Origin of the sequence: Pseudomonas sp. NPDC096950, from assembly GCF_044762525.1 — a bacterium.
Classification (GTDB): Bacteria; Pseudomonadota; Gammaproteobacteria; order Pseudomonadales; family Pseudomonadaceae; genus Aquipseudomonas.
In genome coordinates this window covers 38,905-59,411 of sequence record NZ_JBIWEL010000007.1, presented here as the reverse complement: position 1 = coordinate 59,411, position 20,507 = coordinate 38,905, and the positions used below count along the sequence as shown (strand labels likewise).

The following is a 20,507-nucleotide window of genomic DNA, read 5'->3' as shown; positions in this document are numbered from 1 at the left end:
CTGACCCCCCGCTGAACTAGTGTGGGAGCGGGCTTGCTCGCGAAGGCGACATGTCAGTCAGTATTCATGTGTCTGACACTCCGCTTTCGCGAGCAAGCCCGCTCCCACAGGATTGAAGTGTTTTTGAGGGCAATGTTCGCCACCAGTAGATCAGCGCCACGGCATTGATCCCTGCACCCAGCAGGCACACGCCCATCCATCCACCCCACGCATACATCGCCGTCGAACCAATCGACCCCAGCGCACTGCCAATCGAATAAAACAGCATGTACCCGGCCGTCAGTCTGCTTTGCGCTTCCGGCCGCACGTTGTAGATCATGCTCTGGCTGGTGACGTGTACGGCCTGCAAGCCTAAATCCAACGTGATCACTCCCAGCAGCAACGCCCACAGCGACGATTGGGTGAAGGCGATGGGCAGCCACGAAGCCAGCATCAGCAACAACGACAGGCCGCTGGTCCATTGGCCCAGACCGCGATCGGCCAGATGTCCCGCGCGGGCAGCCGCCAGTGCACCGGCCGCACCGGCCAGTCCGAATAATCCGATTTGTGTGTGGGACAACGACAGCGGTGGGGCGCTCAGGGGCAGCACCATGGGCGTCCACAACACCATGGCGCTGGCGAAGGTCAGCAGGGCGAGGATGGCCCGTTGGCGCAGCACCGGTTCCTCCTTGAACAGACTGAATACCGAACCGATCAGCGCGGCATAAGTGTGTGTCGGTTGCGGGGCTTCCTGTTTGGGCAGCACGCGAAACAACAGCATTGCCATCAACAGGGTCAGCCCCGCAGACAACAGATAAATCGAGCGCCAACCGGCCAGGTCCGCCATGCCGCCGGCCACGGTGCGCGCCAGTAAAATCCCGACGACGATGCCGCTGGTGACCACGCCCACCACGCGTCCGCGCTGGGCGGGAATCGCCAGGGTGGCCGCGTATGCCACCAATACCTGGGTCACCACCGCCAGCAAACCGGTCAATGCCATGCCGATCAGCAGCCAGGCGCTGTTTTGCGCGAAGGCGATCATCAGCAACGCCACCGCCGACAACAGCGTTTGCGTGACGATCAGGCGCCGCCGGTTGAGCAGATCCCCCAGCGGCACCAGCAACAACAACCCGACGCCGTAACCGATTTGAGTGAGGGTGACGACGATGCCGATGGTTGCCGGGTTCATGGCGAAGGCGTCGGCCATGGCATCGAGCAATGGCTGGGCGTAATACACGTTTCCGACGGCCAGTCCGCAGGCAACAGCGAACAGCAGCACCACGCCGCTGTTCAAGGAAGGGTTGGGTTTCATGCCAGACTCCTGATGTGGTTTCAAAATAAAACCAGTTGTACGGTAAGGAGGCTGGTTTTATATTGCAACTACATTTGCAGTCTGCGAGCGAGATCATGGTCAAACGAACAAGCATGGAAGGCGCCGAATGCCCGGTCGCCCGGTCACTGGATGCCATTGGCGATTGGTGGTCGTTGCTGATCGTGCGCGATGCCTTCGATGGCATCCGCCGCTTTGGCGAGTTTCAGCGCAATTTGGGCATGGCCAAGAACATTCTCTCGGCGCGACTGCGCACGTTGGTGGCCCACGGGATTTTTGATTTGGTGCCGGCCTCGGATGGCAGTGCGTATCAGGAATACGTACTGACGGAGAAGGGCAAAGGCCTGTTCCCGTTGATCATCGGCTTGCGGCAGTGGGGCGAGGCGTTTTTCTTTGAGGCCGGGGAGGCGCATTCACGGGTGGTGGATCGTGAGCATGGACGGCCGGTGCGACCGTTGGAGTTGCGGGCGGAGGATGGGCGGTTGTTGGGGCCGGAGGATTGTGTGCGGGTGGTTCCGGAATGAAAGATCAAAAGATCGCGCTTTTGTAGGAGCTGCCGAAGGCTGCGATCTTTTGATCTTAGAGGCTAATCAACGCAACGTATCAACCATCTCCGCAACAGTCGTCAGCACATCTTTGCCCAACTGCTTGGAGCGCTTGCCCGACCAACCCGTCAACGCATTCGGCGCGTCGTCGTTGTCTTTGAACGGCATCTCCAGGGTCAGCGACAGGCAGTCGAACTTCTGACCTACGCTGTTGCAAGCCAGGGTCATGTTGGCTTTACCAGGCAAGTCACGGGTGTAGCCGTGCTTGGTCTGGAAATCCTTGGTCAGCTGCTTCAGGTGATCGCGGAAGTGGGTTTCGAGCTTCTCGATCCGCGGTGTATAACCGGTGTTGCCTTCACACCCGGCGGTGAAAATGTAGGGGATTTCCTCGTCGCCGTGGATGTCGAGGAACAGATCGACACCGTACTTTTCCATCTGCTGCTGAGCAAACAGCACTTCCGGGCTGACTTCCTGGCTGGCGCTCTGCCAGGCGCGGTTCAGGTCCTGGCCCACGGCGTTGGTGCGCAAATGGCCGTGGAAGGCGCCGTCCGGGTTCATGTTGGGGATCAGGTACAGGTCGGCGCTGGCCAAGAGTTTTTTCAGTACGGGATCGTCATGCTTTTCCAGGCGTTCGATCACGCCTTCCATGAACCACTCGGCCATGTGTTCGCCCGGATGTTGTTGCGCAATCATCCAGACCTTGCGCTGACCTTCGGCGCCGGTGCCTTTGCGCAGCAACTGGATATCCCGGCCTTCGGCGCTTTTGCCGGTGGCCAGCAGCTCAGTGCCGGCCTTGGTCAACGCCTGTTCGATCAGCCAGTCATGGCGACCACGGCTGTAGGGTTCGAAGTAGGCAAACCAGGCGTGGGTGGCCGTGGCTTCGAGGCTGAAGCGCAGGCAATCGCCTTCGAAAATGGTTGGCACGCGGAACCAGTTGACGTGGTCGTAGGACGCCACGGCCTGATAACCGTCCCAGGCTTTGTTGTACGAGGATTTACTGGCGTTGTTCAGGCGAAACCAATGCTCTTGACCGACATGCAGGCCGCTGGCCTTGAAGTGGAACCACTGGAAATGCTGGCTGCGGGTGTCTGGTTTGATGGCCAGAAGCGCTTGCAGCGGGTTGCTGATGTCCAGTACTTCAATGTTGCCGCTGTCAAAGTTGGCGCTGATATCGAAAGAGGATTTAGCCACGGTCATAGTCGATTCCTGATTATGATTTTATGGCTGCTACTTTACACGCAAGGCGGGGATGAATCGGTGAAAAATGCGGGGTGAAGCGGGGGGCGTCCTCCTTGACGCCGAAGCAGCTTAGAGACTGTGTGATTGATTCTCAAGTGCTATTTTGGATTAGTTTGGCCCAATGTTGCCGGGCTTCTCTTGCCAGCAGACATTCTTTTGATATCATGCCGGCCATCGAATTAGCAGCACCTACAGTCTTCATTAGCCTGAAGCCAAAGCCAGAATAACTGGCAAAAAAAAGACCCGGCAAAAAGCCGGGTCAAAAACCGTGATTAGCCTGATGAGGAGATAGTCCAGGAGACCGACCTAAGGTCCTCTGGTCCATCGACTGATCTCGCGACCAGCTGCATGCAATAATAATCATTCTCGTTTGCAAGTCAAATGATTTTATCTGCGCGATTGGAAAATTCTTTCCTGTCCTCCTCGAAAACAATTCCGTCTCAGTCGTTCTGATCGCCATCCAGGGATCGGTCGACCATCGCCTGCGCCATATCAATCATGTGCACCACCGAAAACGCCAGCGCCCGGTTTGCGCCTTGCAGGTTATCGGCTGATTCCTGTGCGGTGGCGGCGGCACAGCGCAGCAGGTCGGATGCATGGACCAGCGCCTCTTCACTGCTGACGTTGCGATTCACATCGAAAAAGCGCGCCGGGACTTCCACCTCTGAAACAGCTGGTTTCAAGTAATAATCCAGCGCCCGTTGCGCGGCGGCGCAGCCTTTTGGCGAGGTGAAGGTGGTGTCGAACTGAGTGTCGGGCGTGTCGTGGCTGGGGATGGTCATGATGATTGCAAACTCCGTGATAGATTCAGATCCGTGATTCCATCCTAGTACTTACTGTATTTGTGACCAGAGTTTTAATACTACAATTTGTGTTTTGTTGGCCGGAGACGCCCACGTATCGTGCCGCACATGGATAAATGGATTGAATTGGTCAAGGCCAAAATGAGTGAACTCAAAATCACTCAAGAAGAACTCGGAGAGCGCCTCGGGATGTCCCAGGGCGGCGTCGGCCACTGGCTGAACAAGCGCCGCGATCCTGGCGTCGTCAACATGAACCGCGTGTTGAAGGCGTTAGGCATGGACTTCCTCGAAGTGGCGCTGGTGATCCGCGAACCGCTCGCCCTGGAAGAGGAAGAGATGCCCCTGGCGCTCAAGTACAACCCGTACTTCCGCTACCCGGTCAGTGACTGGAAGGAGCCGGCGCAGGCGCGCGATGGTGAGCTGACGGTGTACCGCAAGGAGGAACGCTATGAGTTGACCGACTACCACGCCCAGGGCCCGGCCTTCTGGTTGAGTGTGCTGGGCGACGCGATGACCGCGCCGACGGGTATCAGCATCCCCGAGGGCATGATGATCCTGGTGGACCCGGCCATTGTGCCGGAGCCCGGAAAACTGGTGATCGCCCAGTGGCCGGACAGTTCGGAGGCGACGTTTCGCAAACTGATCGAAGAGGGCGGGCAGCGTTATCTGGTCCCGCTCAATCCGACGTATCCGAAAGCCCTTTTCACCGAGGAGTGCCGAATTATCGGCGTGGTGGTTCAGGCGACAGCCAAATTCTAATCAGATCGGTCCTCGCAATGCGTAGGACCGATCTTCATTTCACGCTTCTTCCAACTCGACCAACGCACTGCCTTCGCTGACCATCTCGCCTTCCTGGCAATACAACGCCTTGATCACCCCGGCATGGGGCGCACGAATGCTGTGCTCCATCTTCATCGCCTCCAGCACCACCAGTTGCGCCCCGGCTTCGACCGTTTGCCCGGCCTCCACCAACACGCGAACAATGCTGCCATTCATGGGCGCGGTCAGACCGCCCTGATGGCTGTGGCTGGATTCGACCGCAGCGATCGGATCGTAGGTTTCGACCCGGCGCAGTTCACCGTCCCATTGCAGATACAGAGCGTCGCCACGGCGAATAGCCCGATGCTGACGGCGCACGCCGTCGTGCTCGGTCAGCAATTGCTCACCCTTGAGCTGCGCGGTACTCAAATCGCCCAGAGTCAACGCGCGATCCTGGCCCTCGCAACTCAAATGCAAGGTGATTTCTTTCGGCAGCCCGGCACGGAAACCACTGTTGATCGCCCACGGCGAACTGCTGTCATCGGCACGCAACACCGACGGCTGGCTCTGGGCAAACCCTTGTGCCGCCACTTGCCAGAACTCATCGCTGAGGTCCGTCGGCGCTGGCAGCAGTTGCTCCTGATAACGGGGAATAAACCCGGTATCCAGTTCCGCCGCCGCGAAGGCAGGATGGCCGACGATCCGGCGCAGGAAGTTGATGTTGGTCTTGAGCCCGCCGATGGCGAACTCATCGAGCATGCTCAACAGCCGCAGGCGCGCCTGCTCACGGTCCTCGCCCCAGGCAATCAGCTTGCCGAGCATCGGATCGTAGAACGGCGAGATCTCATCGCCTTCTTCAACGCCGCTGTCCACACGACGTCCCGGTCCCGGGGCGGATTCGCGATACAACGCCAGGCGCCCGGTGGCCGGCAGGAAATCATTACCCGGATCTTCAGCGTACAAACGCACTTCAATGGCGTGACCAATCAGCGGCACTTCCGCCTGGGTCATCGGCAACGCTTCACCCCGCGCCACGCGAATCTGCCAGGCCACCAGGTCCAGGCCAGTAATGGCTTCGGTGACCGGATGCTCGACTTGCAGGCGGGTGTTCATCTCCATAAAGAAGAACTCGCCGCGCGAATCCAGCAGAAACTCCACCGTACCCGCGCCGACGTAACCGATGGCCTGGGCCGAACGCACTGCCGCTTCGCCCATGGCCCGACGCAATTCCGCGCTCAGGCCCGGGGCCGGCGCTTCCTCGACGACTTTCTGATGCCGGCGCTGGATCGAGCAATCCCGTTCATTTAGGTACAGGCAGTTGCCGTGTTGATCGGCAAACACTTGGATTTCCACGTGACGTGGCTTGAGCAGGTACTTCTCCACCAGCATCCGCGAATCGCCGAACGACGACTGCGCTTCACGCTGAGCCGAGGCCAGGGCTTCGGCCAACTGGCTGACGTCCTCGACCACTTTCATGCCTTTACCGCCGCCACCGGCCGTGGCTTTGAGCAGCACCGGATAACCGATGCGTTCACAGGCATCGCGGAACGTGTCGAAGTCCTGGGCCTCGCCGTGATAGCCCGGCACCAGCGGCACGCCGGCGGTTTCCATCAAGGCTTTGGCGGCGGACTTGCTGCCCATCGCATCAATAGCGGAGGCGGGTGGGCCGAGGAAAATCAGGCCTGCCTCTTCAATCGCGCGGGCAAACCCGGCGTTCTCGGACAAAAAGCCATAACCCGGATGAATCGCCTGGGCGCCGCTGGCTTTGGCCGCTGCGATCAGTTTGTCGATTTGCAGGTAGCTGTCGGCAGCCTTGCTGCCGCCTAGGTCCACGCGGATATCCGCTTCGCGGCTGTGCCGGGCGTCACGGTCGGTGGCGCTGTGCACGGCGACGGTGGTCAGGCCCAGGGCCTTGGCGGTGCGCATCACGCGGCAGGCAATCTCGCCACGGTTGGCCACCAGCAGGGTGGTGAGGACAGGTGCGCTCATCAACGCGGCTCCTTGGTGGTTTCGGCTTGCCAGTTCGGCGGACGTTTTTGCAGAAAGGCGCGCAGGCCTTCCTGGCCTTCAGGGCTGACACGAATGCGCGCGATCGCATTCTCGGTGTAGCGGCGCAGGGCCGGGGTCAGTGCGCCGTGGCCGACTTCGCGCAGCAAGTCCTTGCTGACCCGCATGGCCGCCGGGCTGTTGAGCAGCAGATTATTGATCCACTGCTCGACGTTCTGCTCCAGTTCCGCGACCGGATAACTCTCCGACAACAAACCGATTTCCCGCGCCCGTTGCCCGCCGAAACGTTCGGCAGTCAGGGCATAACGCCGCGCCGCCCGTTCGCCGATGGCTTGCACAACGAACGGGCTGATCACGGCAGGCGCCAGGCCGATGCGCACTTCCGACAGGCAGAACTGCGCGTCATCGGCGCCAATCGCCATGTCGCAGCAACTGATCAGGCCGAGTGCGCCGCCATACGCTGCGCCTTGCACCACGGCCAAGGTCGGGATTTTCAGCTTGGCGAGGTTGTACATCAGCTCCGCCAGTTCCCGGGCGTCGTCGAGGTTGGTGTGGTAATCGAGTTCGGCGGATTGCTGCATCCAGGCCAGATCGGCGCCGGCACTGAAATGCTTGCCGCGTCCACGCACCAGCAAAAACCGCAGGCTGGCGTCGCCCGCGACCTTGTCCAGGGCGAGGATCAGTTCGCGGATCATCTCGGCGTTGAACGCATTGTTCTTTTCTTCACGGCTGAGCCACAGGGTCGCGAAACCTCGCGGGTCGGTCAGCAGTTCGAGGGTGTTGAAGTCGCTCATATTGGTCCGTCTCCACAACTCTTGTGGGGGGATTGCTGGGAGGCGATTGCTTCGCAATCGAACGGGGGCAAGCCCCCTCGCCACACAAGCCCGCTCCCACAGAACATCACATCCGGAACACGCCGAAGCGGCTCGGTTCGATTGGCGCGTTCAGCGACGCGGACAAGGCCAGGGCCAGTACATCGCGGGTCTGCGCCGGGTCGATGACGCCGTCGTCCCACAGTCGTGCGCTGGAGTAGTAGGGGTGACCCTGTTCTTCGTACTGATCGAGGATCGGCTGCTTGATCTCGGCTTCCTGCTCGGCGCTGAACGCCTGGCCGCTGCGTTCCGCCTGCTCACGCTTGACCTGCACCAGCACGCCAGCTGCCTGCTCGGCGCCCATCACGCCGATGCGCGCATTCGGCCACATCCACAGGAAACGCGGATCGTAAGCCCGACCACACATCCCATAGTTCCCGGCGCCGAAGCTGCCGCCGATGATCACAGTGAATTTCGGCACCTTGGCGCACGCCACGGCGGTCACCAGTTTGGCGCCGTGCTTGGCGATGCCGCCGGCCTCGTATTTCTGGCCGACCATGAAACCGGTGATGTTCTGCAGGAACAGCAGCGGAATGCCGCGCTGGCAGGCCAGTTCGATAAAGTGCGCGCCTTTCTGCGCGGCTTCGGCGAACAGGATGCCGTTGTTGGCGAGGATCGCGATCGGGTAACCGTGCAAGTGGGCGAAACCGCACACCAGGGTCGTCCCGAACAGCGCTTTGAATTCGTCGAACACTGACCCGTCGACCAGCCGTGAGATGACTTCGCGCACATCGAACGGCTGCTTGGCGTCCGCCGAAACCACGCCATACAATTCGTCGCTGCTGTACAGCGGCGCGATCGGCGTGCGTTGTTGCAGCTCACCGAGCTTGCGCCAGTTGAGGTTGGCCACGCTGCGTCGAGCGAGGGCGAGGGCGTGTTCGTCGCTCTCGGCGTAATGGTCGGCGACCCCGGAAATCTTGCAGTGCACATCGGCCCCGCCCAGATCCTCGGCGCTGACCACTTCACCGGTCGCGGCTTTCACCAGCGGCGGGCCGGCGAGGAAAATCGTTGCCTGGTTGCGCACCATGATCGCTTCGTCAGCCATCGCCGGCACATAAGCACCGCCGGCGGTGCACGAACCCATCACCACGGCAATCTGCGGAATCCCCATGGCACTCATGTTGGCCTGGTTGAAGAAGATCCGCCCGAAGTGCTCGCGGTCCGGAAACACTTCATCCTGACGCGGCAGGTTGGCGCCGCCGGAGTCCACCAGGTAGATGCACGGCAAACGGTTCTGCTGGGCGATGGTCTGGGCGCGCAGGTGTTTTTTTACGGTCAGCGGGTAGTACGAACCGCCTTTCACCGTGGCGTCGTTGGCGACGATCATGCATTCGACGCCTTCGACCCGGCCGATCCCGGCAATCACGCCCGCCGCCGGAACATCTTCGCCGTACACCGCGTAAGCCGCGAGTTGGCTGATTTCGAGAAACGGCGAGCCCGGATCGAGCAGGCGATTGATCCGCTCGCGGGGCAGCAATTTGCCCCGGGAGGTGTGGCGTTCTTGCGCCTTCGGGCCGCCACCTTGCTGCACCTGGGCGAGCAGGGTGTGCAGGGCGTCGACCTGTGTGAGCATCGCCGCGCTGTTGGCGGCGAACTCCGCCGAACGGGGGTTGAGCTGGGTATGCAGGATAGCCATGGACAGCTCCGTTTAGCGGGTTTCGTTGAACAGTTCGCGACCGATCAGCATGCGACGTATCTCACTGGTGCCGGCGCCGATTTCGTACAGCTTGGCGTCACGCAGCAGACGACCGGCCGGGAATTCGTTGATGTAGCCGTTACCGCCGAGAATCTGGATCGCGTCGAGGGCCATTTGCGTGGCGCGTTCGGCGCTGTAGAGGATCACGCCGGCAGCGTCCTTGCGCGTGGTTTCCCCGCGTTCGCAGGCTTGGGCCACTGCGTAGAGGTAAGCGCGGCTGGCGTTGAGTTGGGTATACATGTCGGCGACTTTGCCCTGGATCAGCTGGAACTCGCCAATGCTCTGGCCGAATTGCTTGCGGTCGTGGATGTACGGAACGATCAAGTCCATGCACGCCTGCATGATCCCGGTCGGGCCGCCCGACAGCACGACGCGCTCGTAATCGAGGCCGCTCATCAGCACCTTCACGCCGCCGTTGAGCACGCCGAGGATGTTTTCTTCCGGTACTTCGACGTCATCGAAGAACAGCTCGCAGGTGTTGGAGCCGCGCATGCCGAGCTTGTCGAACTTGTTGCTGCGGCTGAAGCCCTTGGAATCGCGCTCGACGATAAATGCGGTGATGCCATGCGGGCCTTTTTCCAGGTCGGTCTTGGCGTAGATCACGTAGGTGTTGGCGTCGGGGCCGTTGGTGATCCAGGTCTTGCTGCCGTTGAGCACGTACTTGTCGCCGCGTTTGTCAGCGCGCAATTTCATTGAGACCACGTCGGAACCGGCGTTCGGTTCGCTCATGGCCAGGGCGCCGATGTGCTCGCCGCTGATCAGTTTGGGCAGGTATTTGGTTTTCTGTTCGTGGTTGCCGTTGCGGTTGATCTGGTTCACGCACAGGTTGGAATGCGCGCCGTAGGACAACGCCACGGAGGCCGAGCCACGGCTGATTTCTTCCATGATCACCACGTGGGCCAGGTAACCCAGGCCAGCGCCGCCGTACTCTTCCGGCACGGTGACGCCCAGCAGTCCCATGTCACCGAATTTGCGCCACAGGTCCGCGGGAAACAGGTTGTCGATGTCGATCTGAGCGGCGCGCGGGGCGATCTCTTTGGCGACGAAGGACTGGACCTGATCGCGCAGCATGTCGATGGTTTCACCGAGGGCAAAGTTCAGGGATGGATAGCTCATGGGTCACCTTTTGGCTTTTTTGTAGGGTAGGGAGGACCGTGATTGGGTTCTCACCTTTACGTTAACGTAAGCCTGTGACGAATGGCTGTCAATCACCCTTTACGTTAACGTCAACTTGAGCGAGAGTAGGGCCAGTTCAAGATAGAAAGCGGACCTACCCTGTGGGAGCGGGCTTGTTCGCGAAAGCGGTTTGTCAGTCAAAGTAAGGTCAACTGACACGACGCCTTCGCGAGCAAGCCCGCTCCCACAGGTGAACGTCGGCAACCCACAAATAAAGACAATAGGGGTCGTCATGGATCAACCCAGTGCAAACCCGCAGCGCAGTTACACCCGCGGTTCCCAGGACAAAGCCTTGCTGGCGATGACCATCGGCGAGAAGTTCGATCACACGGTCGCGCAGTACCCGGACGGCGAAGCGCTGGTCGTGCGTCATCAACAGCTGCGTTACACCTGGCAGCAACTCGCAGACGCGGTGGACCTGCACGCCCGGGCATTGCTGGCGCTGGGTTTGCAGACCGGTGATCGCCTCGGCATCTGGGCACCGAACTGCGCGCAGTGGTGCATCAGCCAGTTCGCCAGCGCGAAAATCGGCGTGATCCTGGTCAACATCAACCCGGCCTATCGCAGCTCCGAACTCGAATACGTGTTGAAGCAATCCGGCTGCCAATGGCTGGTCTGCGCCGGGTCCTTCAAGACCTCTGACTATCACGGGATGTTGCAAGGGCTGGTGCCGGAGTTGGCGGAGCAGTCTATCGGTCAGTTGCAGAGCGAACGCCTGCCGGACCTGCGCGGTGTAATCAGCCTCGACGCCCAGCCGCCCTCGGGTTTCCTGCCGTGGTCGCAACTGGCCGATCTCGCCGCCAGCGTCTCGCTCGAGCAATTGAATGAACGCCAAAACAGCCTGCATTTCGACCAACCGGTGAACATCCAGTACACCTCCGGCACCACCGGTTTCCCCAAGGGCGCGACCCTCAGTCACTACAACATTCTCAATAACGGCTACATGGTCGGCGAAAGCCTGGGCCTGAGCGCCGATGATCGGCTGGTGATCCCGGTGCCGCTGTATCACTGCTTCGGCATGGTCATGGGTAACCTCGGCTGCATCACCCACGGCAGCACGATGATTTACCCCAACGATGCCTTCGATCCGCTGCTGACCCTGACCACCGTCGCCGAAGAAAGAGCCACCGCGCTCTACGGCGTACCGACCATGTTCATCGCCATGCTCGACCAACCGCAACGCGCTGACTTCGACCTGTCGACCCTGCGCACCGGAATCATGGCCGGGGCGACATGCCCGATCGAGGTGATGCGCCGGGTCATCAACGAAATGCACATGAGCGAAGTGCAAATTGCCTACGGCATGACGGAAACAAGCCCGGTGTCTTTGCAGACCGGTCCGTCAGACGAACTGGAATTGCGCGTTACCACCGTCGGTCGCACCCAGCCGCAACTGGAAAGCAAGATCATCGACGAGGCCGGCAACCTGGTGCCACGCGGCACGATTGGCGAGCTCTGCACCCGTGGTTACAGCGTGATGCTCGGCTACTGGAACAACCCGCAAGGCACCGCCGAAGCGATTGATCAGGCGGGCTGGATGCACACGGGTGACCTGGCGAGCATGAACGACGAGGGCTACGTGTGCATCGCCGGGCGCAACAAGGACATGATCATCCGTGGTGGTGAAAACGTTTATCCCCGTGAGCTGGAAGAGTTCTTCTTCACCCACCCGGCGGTAGCGGATGTGCAAGTGATCGGCATTCCCTGCTCGCGCTACGGCGAAGAGATCGTCGCCTGGATCAAGTTCCACCCCGGCCATACAGCGACTGAAGAAGAACTGAAAACCTGGTGCAAATCCCGCATCGCGCACTTCAAGACACCGCGTTACTTCAAGTTCGTAGAAGAGTTTCCGATGACGGTGACGGGCAAGATCCAGAAATTCCGGATGCGCGAAATCAGCATCGAGGAACTCCGCGAAAACAACGCCTAACCCCAAATCCCCCTGTGGGAGCGGGCTTGCTCGCGAAGGCGGTGTGTCAGTCGACATCTAAGTTGAATGACAGACCGCTTTCGCGAGCAAGCCCGCTCCCACAAAGGAATATGGGGCGAAGGCGAATGGAAATCTCGTTTTATCCGATCAGAACGAGTAACCGCGCATACCGCCATCCACGGTCACGATGGTCCCGGTGATGTAGTGCGCCAGCGGCGAGGCGAGGAAGGTCACGGCGTTGGCCACGTCAACCGGCTCACCGAAATCGCCGAGGGCGATGTTGCGTTCGGCGAATTCGCGTCGGGCGTCGCCGGGGTAGAGGCGGCGGATTTGCGCGGTGTCGATCAAGCCCGGTTGGACGCAATTGACGGTGATGCCGTACTGGCCCAGTTGCTCGGAAAGCCCTTTGGACCACGCCACCAATCCGGCCTTGGCGACGATCGCGGCGTTCACCACTTCCGGTTCCAGGTTGCCGCTGATGTTGATGATCGTGCCGCTTCTGCGCTCAATGAACTGCGCGAGCAATTGCTGGGTCAGTTGCCGATGGCGATCGAAATTCAGGGTCATGCCCTCGATCCATTCACTTTCCGGCGCATCAATGGCCATCGGACGGCTGCCGCCCGCACAGTTGATCAGGATGTCGACATGTTGCAGGCGCTCCAGCGCGGCGGCGGCAATGCACTGAGGCGCGTCCGGGGCGACGAAGTCCTGGATCAGCGTCAATGGCACGAGACCGCCCGCGTCGCAGATTTCTTCGGCCAGGCTTTGCAGCAAGTCAGCGCTGCGGGCTACACCCATGACCTGCACGCCTTCAGCGGCGAGGGTTTTGCAGATGGCGCGACCCAGCCCCATGCTGGCGCCGGTGACCAGGGCGGTCTTGCCGTTGAGTTTCAGGTCCATGATGCCTCCGTTCGAAAGGTAGTGGTGCTCAGGGCACCGGTGGGACGAACGATAGGCGGCGGGATTGGAAAGAAAAATAGCGATCCTTGGTTTTCATTGTTATCAGAATAATAACAATTCCTCAGGCCAAGCCCTTGTGCTGGAGCAGTTCGCTCAGCCAATCGATGAACACCCGGACCTTGGGCGCCAGATAACGCTTGTTGGGATACAGCACCGAAATCGGTTTCGGCAGCGCCTGCAAATCGGGCAGCACCGCCACCAACTCGCCACTGTCGAGAAACGGCTGCAACGACAACTGCAACCCGTGCACCAGGCCCAGTCCCGCCAGGCCGCAGGCGAGAAAAGCCTCGGAATCGTTGACCTGAATCCCGCTTTTCAAACGGATGGGCACCGTTTCGCCGTCGATGAAAAACTGCCAGTCCATGATTTTTCGCGTGGGCCCGGAAAAGTAATTCACCGCCAGATGCCGGTTCAGGTCCGAAAGCCCAGTGGGCGTGCCTTCGCGGGCCAGATAGGCCGGCGACGCACAGGTCAGCATCGGTACGGCGCCGATGCGCCGGGCAATGCTGCTGGAATCCGACAGCTCGCCCAGGCGCACCACGCAGTCGATGCCTTCGTTGATCATGTCCACGGCCTGATCACCGCAACCGACCACCAGTTCGATGTCCGGGTAACGGGCACGAAAGGCCGGCAATGCCGGAATGATCACTTCTTTGGCCAGGGTGACCGGCAAATCCAGGCGCAGTTTTCCTCTCGGGCTTTCGGCGTCATGGGAAAACGTAGCCAGGGTCGAGGCGACGTCACCGAGAATTTTCGAGCACTGTTCATAGAAGCGCTCGCCTTCGGCGGTCATGCTGATTTTGCGCGTGGTGCGGTTGAGCAGGCGGACTTCGAGGGTTTTTTCCAGTTGCTGGATGGCTTTGGTAATGGCGGGGCGATGCAGTTGCAGGGCGTCGGCGGCATTCTTGAAACTGCCGGTGTCGACCACCTGGGTGTAAATCTGCATGGCCTGGAACATGTCCATATGCGTCGGTGTTCCCGGTAAAAGCCCAGAGAATAACGGCAAACGGGGGACAGCAGGAATGTAGAAGAGGGGGTAAACGCCAGAAAGCACAAAGGGGAGCCGAAGCTCCCCTTTAATTTGTCGTTGCGCGTGCTCTTTTTTTATTATTGAGGGGCGGTCTGTTGTTGTTTTTGGCAACCGTGGCCCTTTACCGCTGTTTTTGTCGATCCCCATCCGGGATCAAGAGCAAACGTATTTTTTTGAGCGCTGATCTGCTTTTTCGCCAAGCGATCCAACCAGTTCGGGAGCTACCTGAAGGTAGTTTTATTGTTCTCTGCCCGGTTGCGGGTTACTCCGAAAAGCACCCTGAAAAGCACACCTTCTCCAAAAAAATCTGTTAGCTGCGTCTCTGCCGTGTTGTTTTTGTTATGTCAGAGTCGTTACGTCTTATTTTTATTAGGTTTGCCGCTTTTTTTGTTCTTGTTATGCAATAGAGATAGCAGGAGCCGTGCCAAGTTTTTAAAAGCCTTATAAATCAACGGTTTGAGTTTTTGTGAGATTTTTCGCTCAGGCAAAACCCGACAATTTGTTTCCGTGTTACTCGCTTATCCCCCACGTTTTTTACACAGCGGTAACACCTGGACACATCCACGGCCTCACAGGGCGCTGCGAGCCTTGGCGACGCGCGAACCGGTCGGGCGACCCAGCACGGTGCAAATCTGTTGGCCCGCGAGAATCAAGGCGTCGAGGTCGATACCGGTCTGGATCCCGAGGCCGTTGAGCAGGTACACCACGTCTTCGGTGGCGACGTTACCGCTGGCGCCCTTGGCATACGGGCAGCCGCCTAGGCCGGCGATAGAGCTGTCGAACACCGCGATGCCTTCCAGCAGACTGGCGTAGATGTTGGCCATGGCCTGGCCATAGGTGTCGTGGAAATGCCCGGCGAGTTTATCCCGCGGTACGTCCGCCGAAACCACTTCGAACATTGTGCGGGTCGCGCCTGCGGTGCCGGTGCCGATGGTGTCACCGAGGGAGACTTCGTAGCAGCCCATGGCATACAACTCGCGGGCGACCAGGGCGACTTGCTCCGGCGCGACGTGGCCTTCGTAAGGGCAGCCCAGCACACAGGACACGTAACCGCGCACGCTCACGCCGTGTTGCTTGGCCGCGTCCATGATCGGCGCGAAGCGCGCCAGGCTTTCGCTGATCGAGCAATTGATGTTGCGCTGAGAGAATGCTTCGGACGCAGCGGCGAACACCGCGACTTCCTTGACCCCGGCCGCGATGGCGTCTTCAAACCCGCGCAGGTTCGGCGCCAGTGCCCCGTAGGTCACACCAGGCTTGCGCTGGATCTGCGCAAAGACCTCGGCGGAACCGGCCATTTGCGGCACCCACTTGGGCGATACGAAACTGCCGGCTTCTATATAGCCCAGGCCGGCGGCGCTCAAGGCGTCGACCAGCCGCACCTTGTCCGCGACGCTGATGGGCTGGGCTTCATTTTGCAGACCGTCGCGGGGGCCGACTTCGATCAGGCGTACGTGGGTGGGGAGGGGCATGGTGATGGACCTTCTGAATGTTCCGAGAACCCTGTGGGAGCGGGCTTGCTCGCGAAGGCGGTCGATCAGCCAACATCAATGTTGAATGTGAAACCGTCTTCGCGAGCAAGCCCGCTCCCACAGGCGATCGTCGTGGGTTATTGAATGGCTTCCTGGCTCTTGATCGTCTGTTCCAACGCCTGGGTACAACGCTCCTGCGCCGTATCCAGTTCCAGCTTCATCTGTTCGATGTCGAGCATCTGTTGCTCTAGCTGTTCACGACGCTCGGCGATTTTGGTCAGCATGGTTTGCAGCTGTTTCTGATTGCCGCCGGTGGGGTCGTAGAGTTCGATCAGTTCGCGGCATTCGGCGAGAGAGAAACCGATGCGCTTGCCCCGCAGGATCAGCTTCAGGCTGACCTTGTCCCGGGGCGAATAGATGCGTTCCTGACCACGGCGCTCGGGGCTGAGCAAGCCTTGCTCTTCATAAAAGCGAATGGCCCGGGTGGTGATGTCGAGCTCGCGGGCGAGGTCGGAGATGCTGTAGGTCTGGCTGCTCATGGAAGCGCTCGAAGAAGGTCATGGCGCTAAGCTAATGGCAGGTTGACGTTTACGTCAAGGGGCAGGGTTATGTGGTGCTGTCGCTGGCCTCTTCGCGAGCAAGCCCGCTCCCACAGGGTATCTCTGTAATACACAAATATTGTGTTCACTGAAGATCTCCTGTGGGAGCGGGCTTGCTCGCGAAGAACGATAACGCGGTACAAAGTCCTACACCTTATCGAGCTTCTTCTCATGCGCCGTCACCTGCTGGCACAACTCGATCATCTGCTCGCGCATCCAGCGGTTGGCCGGGTCCTGGTCTGTGCTTTCGTGCCAATAAAGGTGCGTCTCCACCGGCGGCACATCATTCACCGGCAGGTTAAACGCGTGCAGGTCATGGCGACGGGCGAAGCGCTCCGGCACGGTCATGACCATATCGGTCTGCTGCAACACCTGGGAGGCCATCAAATAATGCTGGGAGCGCAGGGCGATCTTGCGCTGGATCCCCATTTTCCCCAGTGCCAAATCGACATGCCCCAAACCACTGCGGCGGCTGGAAATGTGGATGTGGGTCAGCGACAAATAATCATCGAGGGTGAATTTCTCTTTGCCCGCCAGCGGATGGCCCTTGCGCATGGCGCACACGTAACGGTCTTCCATCAACTTGACGTGACGAACCTGCGGATCGGTGTTGAGTGGCGCGTCCACCGCGAAGTCGAGGCGACCGGCTGCCAGTTCCTTGGTGGTCTCGCGGCGCTTGGACAGGAAACTTTCGATGATCACCGTCGGTGCGAGGCGGCGCAGGCGCTGGAACAGCGGCGGCAGGATCACCGCTTCGGTGAGGTCGGTCATGCTGATGCGGTAGGTCTTGACCGCCTGCAACGGGTTGAAAATGCGGCTTTCCTGCACCGACACTCGCAGCAGGGAGAGGGCATTGCGCACCGGGCCGATAATGTTCTGGGCCATCGGCGTCGGCACCATGCCTTGGGCGGTACGCACGAACAACGGGTCGTTGAAGGTCTCGCGCAGGCGGGCCAGAGCGTTCGAGACCGCAGGCTGGGTAATGCCGACAATCTGCCCGGCGCGGGTCAGGTTGGCTTCGGTGTAGATCGCGTCGAAGACGATGAAAAGGTTGAGGTCGACCTTGCTCAGATTCATTGCGCGGCACTCTTATTGTTGGGGTCTCAATCACCCGATCATATATCGGTGATGAATGTTAATACACGCCGAGAATAGGCTAGGTAAATTTTCGTAGCTGTTCTAGCATCGATTGCATGACCTAAACAACCTCTGCCCAAGAAGGTAATTGCTCATGGATTTCGCTTATTCGCCCAAGGTTCAGGAACTGCGTGAGCGCGTGACCGCGTTCATGGACACCTACGTTTATCCCGCTGAAGCCGTGTTCGAGCGTCAGGTCGCCGAAGGCGATCGCTGGCAGCCGACGGCGATCATGGAAGAGCTCAAACTCAAGGCCAAGGCTGAAGGGTTGTGGAATTTGTTTCTGCCGGAATCCGAACTCGGCGCCGGGCTGACCAACCTCGAATACGCACCGTTGGCGGAAATCATGGGCCGCTCGCTGCTCGGCCCGGAGCCGTTCAACTGCTCCGCGCCGGACACCGGCAACATGGAAGTGCTGGTGCGTTACGCCAACGAAGAACAGAAGCAGCGTTATCTTGAGCCGCTGTTGCGCGGCGAGATTCGCTCGGCGTTCGCCATGACCGAGCCGGACGTGGCTTCCTCCGACGCCACCAACATGGCCGCCCGCGCCGTGCGTGATGGCAACGAATGGGTGATCAACGGCAAGAAATGGTGGACTTCAGGCGCTTGCGATCCGCGCTGCAAGATCCTGATCTTCATGGGCCTGAGCGATCCCGATGCACCGCGCCATGCCCAGCACTCAATGATCCTGGTGCCGGTGGACACACCGGGCGTGAAGATTGTGCGGCCGTTGCCGGTGTTCGGTTACGACGACGCACCCCACGGCCACGCCGAAGTGCTGTTTGAAAATGTCCGGGTGCCGTACGAAAACGTCCTGTTGGGCGAAGGACGCGGCTTCGAAATCGCCCAGGGTCGCCTTGGCCCTGGCCGGATTCACCACTGCATGCGCTCGATCGGCATGGCCGAACGTGCGCTGGAACTGATGTGCAAACGGGCGGTAAGCCGTACTGCATTCGGCAAGCCGTTGGCGCGACTGGGCGGCAACATCGACAAGATCGCCGACTCGCGGATGGAAATCGACATGGCGCGGCTGCTGACGCTGAAAGCCGCCTACATGATGGACACCGTGGGTAACAAAATTGCGAAGAGCGAAATTGCCCAGATCAAGGTCGTCGCACCGAACGTGGCCTTGCGCGTGATCGATCGGGCGATCCAGATCCATGGCGGGGCCGGGGTGTCCAACGATTTCCCGCTGGCCTACATGTACGCCATGCAACGCACCCTGCGCCTGGCCGACGGCCCGGACGAAGTACACCGCGCGGCGATCGGCAAATTCGAAATCGGCAAATACGTGCCGAAAGAGATGATGCGTAGCGGGCATTAAGACCGCGGTGCTGCCATTCGCGGGCAAGCCCACTCCCACAGGGATATGCATTCCAAATGTGGGAGCGGGCTTGCTCGCGAAGGCGTCCGCCCATTCACCCCAAGAACCTAAAGATCGTTCCCACGCTCTGCGCGGGAATGCCGCCATGGACGCTCTGCGTCCGCTTTGTATGTGACGCGGAGCGTCACGGGATGCATTCCCACGCAGAGCGTGGGAACGAACGGCTTGGTCAATAAACCCAAACCTCAACCCGCCGATTCTTGATCCGTCCCTCATCCGCACTGTTCGCCGCCACCGGCATCTCCGCGCCAAAGCCGCGAATCTCGCGAAACACCACGCCGCTTTTCACCAGTTCCCGTCGCACCGCCATTGCCCGCAGTTTCGACAGCAGGTCGGCCCGCGCCGGATCGCTCTTGGCATCGCCAAATCCCACCAGCGTCACCTCGCGGTTGGCTTTGTCGTGCTGCTTTATATAGTCGAGCACCCGGGACAGGTCCTGCCGAGCCTTGTTATCCAGGCTCGCGCTGCCTTCTTCAAAACGGAAATTCACCGTCAACCGCTGGGCATGCCGGCTAAGCGCCTGGTAGCCCTCGGGCATCAGCGCATTCGGCGTGACCGCCATGGCCTGCACGGTCTGGGCGATAAAGCCATTGGCCGCGACAATCGCCTGGCCCTTGCTGCTTTGCGCGAATGCCACCAACGCCTCGGCCCAGGGATTTTTCCCACTCGGTGGCAAGTAAAAGAACAACCGCCGGGACAGCGGATAATCCTCGGTGGCAATCAAACTATTGAGCGGCAACATCGCCTGGGACTGCCCATCGACAATCGCCACCGCTTTGGCCTGGCGCACGTACGGCAGGCCGATAAAACCGATGCCTTGCGGATCGAAGCTGACAGCGTCGGACAATTGCTCGCTGGACTCGAAACGTTTTGCCGCGCTGCTCAGGGTTTTCCCACGCCGACTGAGGACCAATTCCTTGAACGTGTCGTAGGTTCCGGATTGATCATCCCGCGCATACAAATGAATTGTCCCACCGATACCGCCGAGTTCTTCCCACGTGCTGGCCTCGCCACTGAAGATCCGCGCCAGTTGTTCGGTGTTGAGCTGATTCAGTGGGTTTTGCGGGTGCAGGATGATCGCCAGACCGTCGATGGCGATGACTTGTTCGGCATTCGGGCTTTTCAGATCACCCAAGGATTTGAGGTCCAGTAATTCACTGTCCTTGATCGGGCGCGACGAGGCGGCAAGGTCGGCGGTGGCATTTTTCAGGGCGGTGAAACCGGTGCTGGAACCGTGTGCCGCGACTTCAACCACCACTCGCCGACCTTGGACAGTCTGCCCGACGATGCGCTGTTCGTTGGCCTTGTCCGGGGTTTCGCTGTGTACCTTGAGCAGGCCTTGTTCCTGCATCAACCCGACGACCAACGCCGGGCCCAAATCCGCGCCGATGGTGTTGGAACCCTGGATGCGCAGCACCGGACCGTGTTCGGGTGTCGGCAGGTCGCTGGCGGTGGCCGTTAACGGCAGGCTGAGACACACCATTAACAGGAACAATACGCGCAGCGTCATGCCGGCACCTTAATAAGCCAAAGGGAGTGCCGGGAGATTAAGTCAGTAAGGTTTCCGAAAGATGACAGCTGTCCAAATGTGG

The 20,507-nt window shown here is 60.0% G+C and carries 17 protein-coding genes; 4 read left to right on the top strand and 13 right to left on the bottom strand.

Features of this window, described 5'->3' with window-relative positions:
- Positions 1 to 64 precede the first annotated feature (64 nt).
- On the bottom strand, positions 65 to 1,291 hold the full coding sequence (locus ACIQY3_RS13755; RefSeq protein ID WP_403020118.1) for an MFS transporter: 1,227 nt from the start codon (positions 1,289 to 1,291) through the stop codon (positions 65 to 67).
- A 95-nt stretch (positions 1,292 to 1,386) separates the two neighbouring features.
- On the opposite strand from ACIQY3_RS13755, the gene ACIQY3_RS13750 reads away from it, so the two are divergent.
- Entirely contained in the window at positions 1,387 to 1,833 is a 447-nt protein-coding gene (locus tag ACIQY3_RS13750; protein ID WP_403020114.1) for a winged helix-turn-helix transcriptional regulator, read from the top strand.
- Between the two features lie 66 nt (positions 1,834 to 1,899).
- On the opposite strand, the gene ACIQY3_RS13745 is transcribed toward ACIQY3_RS13750, so the two are convergent.
- Positions 1,900 to 3,051, bottom strand: a complete 1,152-nt coding sequence (locus tag ACIQY3_RS13745) for a M14-type cytosolic carboxypeptidase (protein WP_403020112.1) — start codon at positions 3,049 to 3,051, stop codon at positions 1,900 to 1,902.
- A 482-nt stretch (positions 3,052 to 3,533) separates the two neighbouring features.
- Positions 3,534 to 3,875 carry a DUF6124 family protein gene (locus ACIQY3_RS13740; protein ID WP_403020108.1) on the bottom strand — a complete coding sequence of 114 codons (342 nt, stop codon included), beginning with the start codon at positions 3,873 to 3,875 and terminating at the stop codon, positions 3,534 to 3,536.
- A gap of 129 nt (positions 3,876 to 4,004) precedes the next feature.
- Here ACIQY3_RS13740 and ACIQY3_RS13735 point away from each other — a divergent pair, with 129 nt between their 5' ends.
- On the top strand, positions 4,005 to 4,655 hold the full coding sequence (locus ACIQY3_RS13735; protein WP_403020104.1) for a LexA family protein: 651 nt from the start codon (positions 4,005 to 4,007) through the stop codon (positions 4,653 to 4,655).
- Positions 4,656 to 4,694: 39 nt separating this feature from the next.
- Here the strand turns inward: ACIQY3_RS13735 and ACIQY3_RS13730 are convergent, their stop codons facing one another.
- The 4 genes from ACIQY3_RS13730 to ACIQY3_RS13715 all read right to left on the bottom strand — a co-directional run bounded on the left by ACIQY3_RS13730 (position 4,695) and on the right by ACIQY3_RS13715 (position 10,346).
- Complete coding sequence (locus tag ACIQY3_RS13730; protein WP_403020101.1) at positions 4,695 to 6,644, bottom strand: acetyl/propionyl/methylcrotonyl-CoA carboxylase subunit alpha; 1,950 nt, start codon at positions 6,642 to 6,644, stop codon at positions 4,695 to 4,697.
- Entirely contained in the window at positions 6,644 to 7,456 is an 813-nt protein-coding gene (locus ACIQY3_RS13725) for a gamma-carboxygeranoyl-CoA hydratase (RefSeq protein WP_403020098.1), read from the bottom strand. Before ACIQY3_RS13725 ends, ACIQY3_RS13730 begins: the two co-directional genes overlap by 1 nt.
- Positions 7,457 to 7,562: 106 nt before the next feature.
- Positions 7,563 to 9,170 (bottom strand): carboxyl transferase domain-containing protein, encoded by a 1,608-nt coding sequence (locus ACIQY3_RS13720; RefSeq protein ID WP_403020095.1) that lies wholly within the window; start codon positions 9,168 to 9,170, stop codon positions 7,563 to 7,565.
- Between the two features lie 12 nt (positions 9,171 to 9,182).
- The gene (locus ACIQY3_RS13715; protein ID WP_403020093.1) at positions 9,183 to 10,346 is read right to left on the bottom strand and encodes an isovaleryl-CoA dehydrogenase; all 1,164 of its coding nucleotides are present in this window, start codon (positions 10,344 to 10,346) and stop codon (positions 9,183 to 9,185) included.
- Between the two features lie 292 nt (positions 10,347 to 10,638).
- On the opposite strand from ACIQY3_RS13715, the gene ACIQY3_RS13710 reads away from it, so the two are divergent.
- Positions 10,639 to 12,336, top strand: coding sequence for an AMP-binding protein (locus ACIQY3_RS13710; RefSeq protein ID WP_403020091.1), 1,698 nt, complete (start codon positions 10,639 to 10,641; stop codon positions 12,334 to 12,336).
- Between the two features lie 147 nt (positions 12,337 to 12,483).
- Here the strand turns inward: ACIQY3_RS13710 and ACIQY3_RS13705 are convergent, their stop codons facing one another.
- The 5 genes from ACIQY3_RS13705 to ACIQY3_RS13685 all read right to left on the bottom strand — a co-directional run bounded on the left by ACIQY3_RS13705 (position 12,484) and on the right by ACIQY3_RS13685 (position 17,471).
- Positions 12,484 to 13,236: an SDR family NAD(P)-dependent oxidoreductase gene (locus tag ACIQY3_RS13705; protein WP_403020087.1), complete on the bottom strand. Its 753-nt coding sequence runs from the start codon at positions 13,234 to 13,236 to the stop codon at positions 12,484 to 12,486.
- Between the two features lie 121 nt (positions 13,237 to 13,357).
- Positions 13,358 to 14,260, bottom strand: a complete 903-nt coding sequence (locus ACIQY3_RS13700) for a LysR substrate-binding domain-containing protein (RefSeq protein WP_403020077.1) — start codon at positions 14,258 to 14,260, stop codon at positions 13,358 to 13,360.
- A gap of 635 nt (positions 14,261 to 14,895) precedes the next feature.
- Positions 14,896 to 15,795, bottom strand: coding sequence for a hydroxymethylglutaryl-CoA lyase (locus tag ACIQY3_RS13695; protein ID WP_403020075.1), 900 nt, complete (start codon positions 15,793 to 15,795; stop codon positions 14,896 to 14,898).
- 137 nt (positions 15,796 to 15,932) lie between these two features.
- On the bottom strand, positions 15,933 to 16,334 hold the full coding sequence (locus tag ACIQY3_RS13690; protein ID WP_054053745.1) for a MerR family DNA-binding transcriptional regulator: 402 nt from the start codon (positions 16,332 to 16,334) through the stop codon (positions 15,933 to 15,935).
- A gap of 207 nt (positions 16,335 to 16,541) precedes the next feature.
- On the bottom strand, positions 16,542 to 17,471 hold the full coding sequence (locus ACIQY3_RS13685) for a LysR family transcriptional regulator (protein WP_163913720.1): 930 nt from the start codon (positions 17,469 to 17,471) through the stop codon (positions 16,542 to 16,544).
- A 154-nt stretch (positions 17,472 to 17,625) separates the two neighbouring features.
- Between ACIQY3_RS13685 and ACIQY3_RS13680 the strand changes: the two genes are divergently transcribed.
- Positions 17,626 to 18,855, top strand: a complete 1,230-nt coding sequence (locus tag ACIQY3_RS13680; RefSeq protein ID WP_054614101.1) for an acyl-CoA dehydrogenase — start codon at positions 17,626 to 17,628, stop codon at positions 18,853 to 18,855.
- 229 nt (positions 18,856 to 19,084) lie between these two features.
- Here the strand turns inward: ACIQY3_RS13680 and ACIQY3_RS13675 are convergent, their stop codons facing one another.
- Positions 19,085 to 20,425 (bottom strand): substrate-binding domain-containing protein, encoded by a 1,341-nt coding sequence (locus ACIQY3_RS13675; RefSeq protein WP_403020069.1) that lies wholly within the window; start codon positions 20,423 to 20,425, stop codon positions 19,085 to 19,087.
- Between the last annotated feature and the right edge of the window lie 82 nt (positions 20,426 to 20,507).